The sequence below is a fragment of the Salinispira sp. genome (assembly GCF_059431795.1).
The window spans coordinates 67769-79735 of record NZ_JBXWXS010000031.1 but is presented as its reverse complement, the minus strand read 5'-3'; the positions used below and the strand labels follow the sequence as shown (position 1 = coordinate 79735).

The 11967-nt window shown below is 50.0% G+C and carries 7 protein-coding genes; all 7 read right to left on the bottom strand.

Annotated features, from left to right (window positions below; all coding sequences use genetic code 11):
• Positions 1 to 38: 38 nt before the first annotated feature.
• Positions 39 to 2159, bottom strand: a complete 2121-nt coding sequence (locus AC52PS_RS10230; RefSeq protein ID WP_495562967.1) for a tetratricopeptide repeat protein — start codon at positions 2157 to 2159, stop codon at positions 39 to 41.
• Positions 2149 to 2934: a hemolysin family protein gene (locus AC52PS_RS10225; protein ID WP_495562966.1), complete on the bottom strand. Its 786-nt coding sequence runs from the start codon at positions 2932 to 2934 to the stop codon at positions 2149 to 2151. The genes AC52PS_RS10230 and AC52PS_RS10225 overlap by 11 nt, the downstream gene beginning before the upstream one ends.
• Position 2935: 1 nt before the next feature.
• The gene (gene ybeY / locus AC52PS_RS10220; protein WP_495562965.1) at positions 2936 to 3433 is read right to left on the bottom strand and encodes an rRNA maturation RNase YbeY; all 498 of its coding nucleotides are present in this window, start codon (positions 3431 to 3433) and stop codon (positions 2936 to 2938) included.
• Positions 3434 to 3478: 45 nt separating this feature from the next.
• Positions 3479 to 4438, bottom strand: a complete 960-nt coding sequence (locus AC52PS_RS10215) for a PhoH family protein (protein WP_495562964.1) — start codon at positions 4436 to 4438, stop codon at positions 3479 to 3481.
• Positions 4439 to 4548: 110 nt separating this feature from the next.
• Positions 4549 to 7989, bottom strand: a complete 3441-nt coding sequence (locus tag AC52PS_RS10210) for a hypothetical protein (protein ID WP_495562963.1) — start codon at positions 7987 to 7989, stop codon at positions 4549 to 4551.
• A 29-nt stretch (positions 7990 to 8018) separates the two neighbouring features.
• On the bottom strand, positions 8019 to 10886 hold the full coding sequence (gene uvrA / locus AC52PS_RS10205; RefSeq protein WP_495562962.1) for an excinuclease ABC subunit UvrA: 2868 nt from the start codon (positions 10884 to 10886) through the stop codon (positions 8019 to 8021).
• A gap of 55 nt (positions 10887 to 10941) precedes the next feature.
• Positions 10942 to 11949: a tetratricopeptide repeat protein gene (locus AC52PS_RS10200; RefSeq protein ID WP_495562961.1), complete on the bottom strand. Its 1008-nt coding sequence runs from the start codon at positions 11947 to 11949 to the stop codon at positions 10942 to 10944.
• Positions 11950 to 11967 lie beyond the last annotated feature (18 nt).

Below are 11967 nucleotides of genomic sequence, written 5' to 3'. Positions count from 1 at the left end.
TTATATCTATTAAAAAGGCGCTGCTTTCAGACCCGGAATCATCGAATATTCCTGATGCGTTCATAGATGCTCATTCCAAGACCGCTGATGCCTCCCGGGCTCTGGATGCCCGAGTTTACCGTATTGCCGGTGCCCTGGCCGTCTGCCTCTTGAGAGGTGCTTTCGTCGGTACCCTCATCAGCCGAAGCAGGGACGGAAACGATCACATCTCCGCTGTTGATTCGGTCAAAGAACCCTTCAGTTTCCATTTCCATTTCACTGATCAGGAAATCGACCCGGGAAATTCTTCCGTAGCCGGCAATATCACTCTGATTATACAGGAATTCTCCTTCTCCCGGCGCATACTCTACAGAACCGGCCTTCAGAATGAGAAATTCCTCTCCGCCGGTGAGCCCGTCGTGGGATCCGATGTTCACCAGCCCCCTCTCAAACTGCCGCTGGATCAGACGCCCCTCCAAAGGAATGACGGAAAGAATTTCCCGGCTCAACTGAAGGACATTGTCTTTTACCCGGGTATTACCGCTGCGAAGCACGGAAAATTCCCGGATTACTCTGCCGGTATTTGCAAGATGGAGCGCGGCTCTGGTATGGAGGCTGTCATCATCCTCAAAAACCGAGAGCATAATATACATATCGGCATCTTCTTCCCGGGCCAGCCGGAACGCCCGACTCGGGGATACCGCCTCGATGGGTTCGAACTCCAGCGACCCTGTATTTCCCGGATCTATATATTCAACCCGGAAACTGGAATAGAGGCGGTTCATGAGATGGCTGGAGAAAAGATATCCCAGACGGTCATGTCTGGTCCTGACCGTGGGATCAAAAAAAACTGCCAGCTTGAGAGTGTTCCGTTCCATGGTGAACTGATCCACCCCCCAGTTTCGGGAAACTGAATCTCTGAGAAGATCCTGAAATATTTCAAGGTCATCCATAATGGCGGTATCGGTAATTTCCAGCTGGTCTCTCAAAAATTCAAGCTGCTGCAGATACCGTTGGTACTCACCCTTTTCCTTGAAAAATTCGGCGTATGCACGTCGGCCTTCAGGGGAAAAGGGCGCCAGATTCAGCCCCCTCTGGAAATGATACAAGGCCGAGTCATAGCGGTTGCGTTGAATGTATTCACCTGCCCGGGTGAAATGATATTCGGCAAAACGGGCTCTCCGGGGTGAATCAAAGCTATCCTGGAACATGATAATGGATTCTAAAAGCAGCCGCCCAACCTCATCCTCCGGATTTTCCCTCAGAAGTGCGGCCAGAGTACGCAATGCATCTTCGCTCCGCCCGGAGTTGTATTCTGCCAAAGCTTTCGTATACAGAATCAGGGCGTTGCTGCGAATATCCTCTATCTGCATTCTGGTAATGCTTTCCAGAGCGGATTCATAGTCGTTCCGGGCAAGCTGAATTCGGCTCAGTAATTCCAGCGCCGGGGGAAATCCTTCTTGAAGCTCCATGGATAAGCGGGCGTGGGCTTCTGCCCGCCGCAGATCACCGGTGATAAAATAAAACTCAGCAGCATGATACTGCACCCAGTGATTTCTGCTGTCTGCCTGAATGGCTGCGTTGATATAGTCTTCTGCGGTTTCTGCGCTTCCCTGTTCTGCATGGATGTATGCAAGGCTGATCAGTATTTTGTGATCTCCAGGATGATACTCCAGACTGCTGTTAAAGAAATTCCGAGCCTGTATGATCTGTCCTGAATTCAGAGCCCCTTCGCCAAGCCCCATCAGCGCATCCCTATTGTACGGCTCTCTTGAAAGAATATCCCGGAAGATTTCCTGAGCCTCGGTAATCTCTCCCCGGGCGATAAGAATCCGGCCCAGCAGCGCTCGGTTTGCGCTGTTCATTGGAGCCCGGGAAAGTGCCTGCCGGATATAACGGGCGGCTTCATCCTGTTCATCGAGAAAATAGAACGCCTGGGCGAGTCCCCGGTATGCTTCGGTGTAGCGGGGATTCATAGCCAATGCATCCTGGTAATAGCGCACCGCTTCCAGCAGCCGGTCATTTTGAAACGCCTGCCGTGCCCGCTCATAGGCCTGAATGGCAGGATTCTCCACGGTTTGAGCAAACACCCCTCTGCCCGCAGGGATCAACAGGAACAGCAGGAGAATCGGAATTAGGATCCGGTAATATTTCGTCAGTCTGGAGAATTTACTCTCCATTGAACTCTCCCGCCGGGCGAACGATTAGTTTAATGCTACGAATTTTATGACCGTCCATTTCCTGGATTATGAAGGTACAGTTATCCTTCTCCACTTTTTCGAATTTCACCGGGATTTTTCCGAAAAGGTCAAACACATACCCGCCGAGGGTATCAAAATCGTCGAAGGGAAGATTGATTCCCAGCTCCTCATCTAAATCGTCGATGTTCACCCGGGCATCGCAAAGATACACCCCTTCGCCGATTTTAATGACATCTTCCCGTTCGTTGTCAAATTCATCCTGGATATCACCAATGATCTCTTCCAGGATATCTTCCATGCAGACAATCCCGCTCATACCTCCGTATTCATCCACCACAACGGCAATATGAACCCGTCTCCGCTTCATTTCACGAAGAAGAGCATCCAGCTTCATGCTCTCGGGAACGAAATATGCGTTTCGGCTCAGTTTCTGAAGTTGAATTTCCATATTCTGAGCAAGGTTGCTGAGGAGATCTTTCACATACAGAATACCGGTCACATTGTCTATGGTCTCCTGATACACCGGAAAACGGGAATGTCCCGATTCTATGATTTTTTGAAAGAGGGTGTCTTGGTCGAGTTCAGAGGACAAACTCACCACGTCAATCCGGGGAACCATAATTTCTTTCACATTGGTATCCGAAAGCTCTACTACACCGCGGATCATGTCTTTCTCTTCAAGGTTCAATGATCTAAACGACGGTTCTTCCTCATCTTCACTCTGTCGGAACAGTCGGGAAAGGAACGTCTTCATGTCAGTAAATTTTCTCCTCTGAGAGTCCAGCAAGGATACTCTCCTGTAGTTGAAGCATTTTCTGCTCGGGTGAGTTATCGCTATGATCCCAACCTGCAAGGTGTAGAATACCGTGAATAAGCAGTCGCTTCAATTCTTCTTCCTCATTAACACCAAAGTAGCGGGCATTTTCGGCCAAAGTATCCAGGGAAATCACAATATCTCCTGCATAAAAGGGTGCATTCTCTTCTGCTTCAGGAACTTCGTTCCCTGAAGCGCTTTCATCCTGGGGAAAACTGAGTACATCTGTGGCAGCATCCTTGCCCCGGTAATCCCGGTTCAGCCCCCGGATGTAAGAGTCATCACACAGCACAATTGAAAGACTCCAGGGGGGATATTCCAGCTCATTCAGAATTTGCATGCAGACCCGTTCCAGAGCGCTGAGCCATTCAGGTTCGCTGATGTTGAAACACATTACATCAATTTCATGAATTTGGCTCTGCTTTTCCTGTTCGTCCATGGTCATTTCTCTCCTTCCCCGCTTCGGGAAACGAATGAGTCCGACTTATTCATTTTCATAGGCAGATATAATTTTCTTTACCAGGGCACTTCGCACCACGTCCCTGGACTGAAAATAACTGAAATGGATTCCGTCGATATCCTTTAAGATTTTCGTAGCATGGATGAGACCTGAACTTCCGTGTTTAGGCAGATCGATTTGGGTGATATCGCCGGTAATTACTGCAGTGGTTCCTTCTCCTAGCCGTGTGAGGAACATTTTCATCTGTTCCCTGGTGGTGTTCTGGGCTTCATCCAGGATAATATAGGAATCCTTGAGGCTCCTGCCCCGCATGTACGCCAGAGGAGCGATTTCAATTACCCGGTTTAATTCAAGACGATTAATAATCTCACCGGGTATGAGTGAATCCATTGCATCATAGAGGGGTTTGAGATAGGGATTCAGCTTTTGTGAAAGGTCGCCGGGAAGAAATCCCAGGCTTTCACCTGCTTCTACCACAGGCCGTGTTAAAATAAGTCTTCTTTTTTGATGATTCAACACTTCAGAAAGAGCATGGGCAACCGCAAGATAGGTTTTTCCGGTTCCCGCAGGACCCACTCCGAAAATGAGATCGTTCTGGTTCAGGGCATCGAGAAAAACACTCTGGTTGTAGGATCTGGGAAAAATTCGTGAGAAACCCTGGGGAATATCTATGGATTTTTCCCTCAATTCCTGGATTCGCTCGGGATTTTCGGTCAGGGATGTATATACGGACTCAATAAGTGCCGGTTTGATGGTCTGCCCCTGGTTGCGGTGCTGAATGAGCTCGGATATCAGCTTACGGAAGAGAGAGATCTTTTTTGGATCTTCCACCTGTACGGCAAGTTGGGTACCGCCCCGGCTGAACACCTGATGGCCCAGCAAGCGTTCAATTATATGCAGATTTTTATCGTTCACACCGCATATATCTGCGAACTCCTGGCTGTCTTTGAAGTCAATATTGGCAGTATTCGTCAATGTGCGCACACCTCTTTGCTCATGCTTCGGGTAACTCCTGTTCCATTGCCCGCTCCCCGTCATCGTGATCCCCAGGGCTTACAGGTATAAAGCAATTGTATGTTCTGGACAGTTCCTGGTCAATATTCAAGGATCACCTCATCGGAATTGATGGTGAGATCAAATTCGTTTTTCAACTCGGATATGGGAAGCCATTGGAGAAAAAAGCTGAGTGTATTATCAATTTCTATCCGGTTTAATCCGTTATCACCGGTTATTTGCCGGGGAACCCATTCATACTCAAGCCGAAGCATCCAGTCTCCAAGGTCATGAAGTAGCTCAGCTGAGTAGGAATCCAGATTGAAAAACGACGCTTCCCGGCGGGAATTGTCAAAAACATTTACGCTCCAGAGAAGATCCTGGAATAATGAACGGCGCTGCAGCCCCAATTGCGAACTGTAGGTTTGGAAATAGCGGTACACACGGGAATTGCTGCTCTTGCTGCTGATCCGAAGCAGCAGAAACTCAGGAAGAAAATATGAAATGCTCAGCTGGAAGTCCGCCCGAGATTGGGTGAACTGCACAAAATCCTGGTTCCATCCCAGTCGGCCGTCTACGCGGAACTCCGCGCCTCCGGGGCCTGTGTACTCCCAGGGAATTGAGATATGCTGGTTCAGCTGGGAAACAGTAAAACTGGATTCGCCGGTTTCGATCCATGCGGTCCGATTTTGATTCAGTTCATAATCTTCCCCATATTCTGCCAAAAACGATGCTCCGTAGATATCAAACACATCGGAGAGTTTCAACTCGCTCTTTTCGAGTCTATCCTCCCGGGTATTCAGTTCAATATTTAGAGAGGGGGTGATCCACTCAATTTCGTTGAGAATCATATCCGCCCGGATATTTTCGAACTCCCAGGCATCGTCGTTTAACGCCGCACCCCAGCGGAAACCAAGGTTGAAACCCCGGGCCTGCAGACCATATCCCAGGCTGATTTCCTGGTCAAGGGGAGGAAGCTGATACCCTATGTCGAATTCATGATCCTCTCCGGCGAACAATTCCGGAATGTTCAATCTCATATTGATTGTATGGTCGGATATATGCTCTTTATCCCAGGAAAATGATTCATCCAGATACGAAGCGTCCGGAAGAACATCCCGGGACCACAGTTTGAAGGATAGATTATGGGTAATTCCCAGGGTAGACGGGGAATAAAGCAGGGAAAATGGATTCACAGAGCTCGTTTGCTGAAGCGTCAGTTCCTGTCGGTTTTGATCCAGAGCATTTTCCTGAAGACTTTGCTGCAAATCCTCATCATAGTTTTCGGAGAATCCATAGTTTCTTCTGTATACGTTACTGTAGCGTAGGATATTTTGAAGTGTTCCAAGGGAATCAAGGATTCCCAGAGACTGGGTTAAGGAAGCATTCAGGGAGTTTTGAAAGTTATAATATGACCGGTTTTGAATTGCTCCGTCATCTTCCGATTCATCCGATGTCTCTTCAATCAGCAATGCCAGGAAATGATTGTTTGACACAGAATAGCTTAACCGGTAATTTCCGGCCCCATTACTGCCCAGCCCCGGAATGTTTTCCCCCTCCAGACGGGGAAGGATGAACTCCCCTGAAACAGGTTTCCGAGCTTTGCTTGCTTCGCCTCCGGCGGCGGATTCATCGGCATCTCCCCCCCCAGGGAATGCATCGGGGGAATTTGCCCTTTCCAGACTCGCTGACCCGAAGGAAAAATCCGATGAAAAGCCCGGGGGAAGCAATTCGGGAAGCCCGCTATCTCCCCGGCCCGGACTCTCTTCGCTGCCGGAAGGCATCTCACCGGAATCCGTGTCTTCTTCCCTCTCCCCGGCGGAGTTTTGCGTGTTTTCCCCAGCGGGGAAACGCAGCAGGGTGCCGCTCAGCACCGCAGACCCAGAGGGAAACTGAACCCCGGAGGGGGTGAACTGCTCAAGCACCGGGCTGTTCAAGGCATCAGATAGAGCCGCAGGAGGTTCGGGAATCTCTTCGGTGGTGAACTCTACGTTGGTGCTTATATTGCTTATGCGAAAACTGCTGACGAGGGGTTGCAGCACAGCGGGCGTTGAAGGAGTGAGGCTGAACCTCAGAGTCCAGTCCATGGATGAGCGGGAGAAGCCCGATGCGGTATCTGAACTCCCCCCGAAAAGAATATTTTCCCAGGGCATCCGCTCACTTCGCCTGTGAAACTCATCGTCAATATAAGGATCAGAATAGATGGGGAGCCCGAGACTGACTCTTCCCCAGCTTCCCTGCAGTTCACCGTTCAGATCCAAAATATAGCGAAAGGGAAATGGAATATCCATGAACCGGGACGTGTGCCAGCTGGATTCGGGAATTTCCTTCTCAGGATAAAATGCGGTAATGCTGCCGTCAGAGCCCCGATACAGCTCACGGGTCAGAGCCAGAACCGTCAAGCCGTCGATATCAATACCCGAATCGGAATTTCTCCGGATGGCGAGACCCAGGGTGACCCCACGGATGCTGTAGACGTCAGCATAGATTTTCATGATATCTAAATTATTTTGAGCCCATGTATCAGGAGGGGAACTGTCATCGGGCTGAAGGAACATCCCCATCCTCGACTGTCCGCTGGATTCCATTTCGTTTGTCATTTGCAGAAAAGAAAACGGACTGTCGTCGGCCTCCCGTCTCCCAACAATATAGGTGGTTGTGTTAATTCCATACCCGCGTATTCCCTCATACTGAACCACCGGGTGGAAAAGGACATCGTTGCCGGGTAAATACATAAACGGCAGAGCCAGGACGGGAATGTTTCCCACCAGCAGGCTTGCGCCTTCAATACCCCACTCCCCTGGAGACAGAATCCAAAGCTTCTTGAACCTGAGCCGATAGTATGGAGAGGGAGAAGCAGAAGAAGTGATCATTCCACGGTCGAGAATAATTACATTATCCTGATTCCTGGTGATAAATTCCCCCCTGTATCGGTAGCTGAGCTGACTGTCCCGGCCGAGTCGCCGGGCAATTTCAGCCGCTTCGCTTTCGCTTTCGCTGCGGGTCTCCCCTTCTCCTTCTAAAAACAGGGTTTCATTATCATCCAGGATAAACAGAAGATCCTCGCCCTGAAAACGATCCTCTCGGTTAGGACCAAGCATGAGGTAATCCACGTTTCCCCTTGCGGACAGCTGCCCCAGATCATCATTAAAAACAATTCTATCTGCAGAAATTTTGTGAATGACGCTGTATGCATCATCTTCCACCCTGATGATCACATTTCCCAGCAGCTCCAGCTCACTGCCCCCGTCTCTTGTCACATACGAGCCGGAATCTGCCTGTTCTACACTGGAAGAGGATTCATCCGATTCGGGAATTACCGTCCTTTGTATTTCCGCCCCGGCAAGCAGGGACTCAAGCCGTGCTTCAAGGACCACCCGATCCCCGGAAAACGGAAGACCGTTTTTAATTGCCAGTTCCACCAATTGCTCATAGCTGTAGGATGAAAAATCCCTGACAGCTGAATCGCTCTGAGCAGAGAGAACGGAAAAGGAGAGTACAATAAGAATACCTGTAATGATCCGAATGCGGGGTGTAATCATGCAGTTTAGGATAACGGGCTGGCGTCTCCTTATTCCTCCGGACTGTCTACAGCAGTTTTCAGGGCAGCTGCAGGATGGTTTCGATAATGATCCGCCAGGAAGCGTCCTGTATGGGATTCTTCAACGGTCATGAGATGTTCAGGTGTGCCCATAGCCACAACGAGGCCGCCCTTATCGCCTCCCTCAGGACCAAGATCCACAATCCAGTCAGCCTGGGAAATCACATCGAGATTATGCTCAATCAGAATAACAGTATTTCCCTTATCGACCAATCGTTGAATCACATTCATCAGTAATTGGACATCTGCAAAGTGAAGACCGGTTGTAGGTTCATCCAGAATATAGAGCGTCTTCCCGGTGCTGCGTTTGGAAAGTTCCAGGGAAAGCTTCACCCGCTGGGCTTCTCCCCCGGAGAGGGTCAGTGCCGATTGGCCCAACTTCAGGTACCCCAGCCCCACCGAGAGCAGGGTATCAAGTTTCCGGTGTACGGTGGGGATGCTGCTGAAAAAATCAGCTGCTTCTTCTATGGTCATCTCGAGTACATCGTGGATGGATTTTCCCTTGTATTGAATTTCAAGGGTTTCCCGGTTAAAGCGCTTACCCTTGCATACCTCGCAGGTAACATACACATCCGGTAGAAAGTGCATTTCAATTTTATTGGTCCCTGCTCCTTCGCAGTTCTCGCATCTCCCCCCCTTAACATTAAAACTGAAACGTCCGGGTTTATAGCCCCTGGCCCTGGATTCGGGAAGCCGTGCGAACAGATCCCGAATTGGCGTAAAAAGACCAACATAGGTTGCGGGATTAGACCTGGGGGTTCTGCCTATGGGGCTCTGATCTATATTGATAATTTTATCCAGCTCCGTCAGGCCTTTCACTTCTGTGGCCTGCCCCTCACTGTGATGGCTTCTATTCAAACTGTTGGCAATCCGTGGGAAAAGGATGTCGGACATAAGGGTGCTTTTTCCCGAACCTGATACCCCGGTGATCACCGTAAATGCCCCTTGAGGAAAACGGACATCTATATTTTGGAGATTATGTTCACTGGCTCCCAGAATTTCTATCCACTCATCCTTGCCCGGCCGGCGTTCCTCTCTGGGGGTGAGAAAAATATCTCCCCGAAGATACTGACCGGTAAGACTTTCCGATGAATCCAGAATTGTCTGCAGGGGGCCGGCAGCCACCACATGACCGCCGTGCACACCGGCACCCACCCCAAGATCCACAATGTAATCGGCGGTTCTGAGAGTCTGTTCATCGTGTTCCACCACCACCAGGGTATTTCCCAAATCCCGCAGATGCTCAAGGGTGTGAATGAGTCTTTCGTTATCCCTCTGATGAAGTCCGATGCTTGGTTCATCTAGAACGTACAACACACCTACCAGCTGGCTGCCGATCTGGGTGGCCAGTCTGATCCTCTGGGCCTCTCCTCCACTGAGGGTGCCGGCGGTACGGTTCAGGGTCAAGTACTCAAGCCCCACACTCTCCATGAAGCTGAGTCGATCCAGAATTTCTTTGAGAATCTGGGCTGCAATTTCTTTTTGTGAGCCGTGAAGTTCCAGCTGACGGAAAAACATCAGGGCGTCCCGCACCGACATCTCGCTCACCTCAAAGATTCCCTGCCCCTGGATGCGCACCGCCAGCGCTTCAGGCCTTAGACGCTTTCCGCCGCACTGGACACAGCGGCTCATGGTCATGAAACCTTCGAGCCAATCCCGGATCCCCGCAGAGCTGCTTTCCCGGTAACGGCGCTCGAGATCTTTCGTGATCCCTTCAAAACGTCCCCGGTATTCAAAATGGCCGGTCTGATTTTTATTTACATAATGAAATTCAATCTCATCCGTAGTTCCATACAAAATGGCATCCATTACCGATGAGTCAATCTGATTAATCGCTTGATCCAGCCTGAAACCGAAATGGTCCGCCAGGGCCTGAAATTTACTCCGCGACCAGTTTGCATCGGGATTATACGGCATAAAACCCCGTTCATCGAAAGACAGGGAGGGATCGGGGATAATTTTATCAATATCGAATTCTTTGGTTGTCCCCAGCCCCGAGCAGCCGGGGCAGGCACCAAACGGATTGTTAAAAGAGAAGAGCCGGGGTTCAAGTTCCGGGAAGGATACGGTACTGTTTGGATAAAACAGATGCTCGCTGAAGGAGAGCTCATATTCCCGCCCCCCGTCATTCACGTAGAGTTTCATTAAGCCTGAAGCGAGTTCAAGAGCCTGTTCAATGGCCTCGGCGATTCTCGCCCGGTTATCCAACCTGTTGATCAGCCGGTCGATAACCACGTCTATATCGTGCTTCTTTTTTTTATCCAGAGAAATGTCATCTTCAAGCTGGAGCACTTCACCGTCCACCCGGGCCCGCACAAAACCGGCCCGCTTGGCATCGTCCAGTACCTTTTTATGCTCCCCCTTCCGTCCCCTGATAACCGGTGCAAGAACCATCAGCTTGGATTCCTCCGGCTGATCAAGAACTTTTTCGATAATCTGATCCACACTCTGCTTTTCGATCACCTCACCGCTGACCGGGTCATGGGGTGTACCGATCCGGGCATAGAGAAGGCGCAGGTAATCATAAATTTCCGTGATGGTTCCCACCGTGGAGCGGGGGTTTCTATTGGTGGTCTTCTGTTCGATGGATATTGCAGGACTCAAACCCTCAATATAATCAACATCGGGCTTATCCATTCTCCCCAGAAACTGCCGGGCATATGCCGAAAGGGATTCAACGTATCTCCGCTGTCCCTCGGCAAAAATGGTGTCGAATGCGAGACTGCTCTTTCCGCTCCCGCTGAGTCCGGAGATTACAATGAGACGGTCCCGGGGAAGTTCAATATCAATATTTTTCAGATTATGAACCCGGGCGCCTTTGATGATTATATTGCTCATATCAAGCAAATTACATGAGATGCAGTGGGAGAATCAAGTAAAATAGTAAAACCGCTTAATTGCGGGAATTGACTTCATTCTGATACTGCCGGCTTCCATACAGAATGTCTTCAAGTATCGGCGAAGTCAACTGCCGCTGTGCCCGGGCTTTGAATGGAGTATCGAAGGGTAGAAGGCTTACGGTATTCCATATTCCCCGGTACACCCCGCTGCGTGCAGTATTGCTGCCGTAGGATGCGGATCCCAGATAGTACAGGGCCTGAGCGAACCTCGATTCCTGGAGATACGTCAGGTAGGACGGTCGGCGGGAAACCCGTTGAAAAAAACCCGCCGAGTCCTCAAAGGCATAGAGGGGGTCGTTCTCCCGTATTTGACTGATGAGCCTGCTGTACATTTTGAGAACGGCGAATATCAGATGCTCCTGTGCATCCCTGTATCTTCCGGAGTGAACATAGAAAACGCCGAGCTCAACATGGGCCTTAAGACTAAACGAATCTTCCAGCCGATACAGGGTCACAACATGATCAAGACTACTGTCGTATCCCCGGTGGGTTCCTTCATTCAGGGTATCGATGATGCTTTCCTTGAGATTCGTACTGAACTCGTCCGATCCTGCGAACGCCGGATCCTGCGCAACTATATCCAGAAGAATTCGCTCATAATCTCTTACATACTCATTCCCGTTGCGATAGATATCCGCCAGTTCATACAGAATTGAATACTCCAAATCCTTGCTGCTGAGCCTCACACGATTTTCCAGAGCCTGCTCAAGATTAAAGGTTGCCTGTTGAACATCGTTGCTTGCAAAGTAGGTCAACGCAAGTTCGGTGAGGGTTTCGGGGTTGTTGGGGTCTTTCTCAAGGGAACGGTTTAAGAGTAAAAAGGCATCGCTGATTCGACGATCCTCTCTGGCAGAACGTCCCCAATTGCGCAGCAGCCAGGCAGGATATTCTCTGCTAATGGTGGTGAGGTCATCGGGAACCTGGGTGCTGACCATTCCCTGCTGGGCAAAAATAGTTAACGCCTGCAACAGCAGGAGACAGACAGCGGCTGGGATTTTCATACTATTATCATCGTAACA

Coding starts and splice junctions, on each gene's coding strand:
- AC52PS_RS10230 (WP_495562967.1), bottom strand. CDS start 2,159: ATGGAGAGTAAATTCTCCAGACTGACGAAATATTACCGGATCCTAATT.
- AC52PS_RS10225 (WP_495562966.1), bottom strand. CDS start 2,934: ATGAAGACGTTCCTTTCCCGACTGTTCCGACAGAGTGAAGATGAGGAA.
- ybeY (WP_495562965.1), bottom strand. CDS start 3,433: ATGGACGAACAGGAAAAGCAGAGCCAAATTCATGAAATTGATGTAATG.
- AC52PS_RS10210 (WP_495562963.1), bottom strand. CDS start 7,989: ATGATTACACCCCGCATTCGGATCATTACAGGTATTCTTATTGTACTC.
- uvrA (WP_495562962.1), bottom strand. CDS start 10,886: ATGAGCAATATAATCATCAAAGGCGCCCGGGTTCATAATCTGAAAAAT.
- AC52PS_RS10200 (WP_495562961.1), bottom strand. CDS start 11,949: ATGAAAATCCCAGCCGCTGTCTGTCTCCTGCTGTTGCAGGCGTTAACT.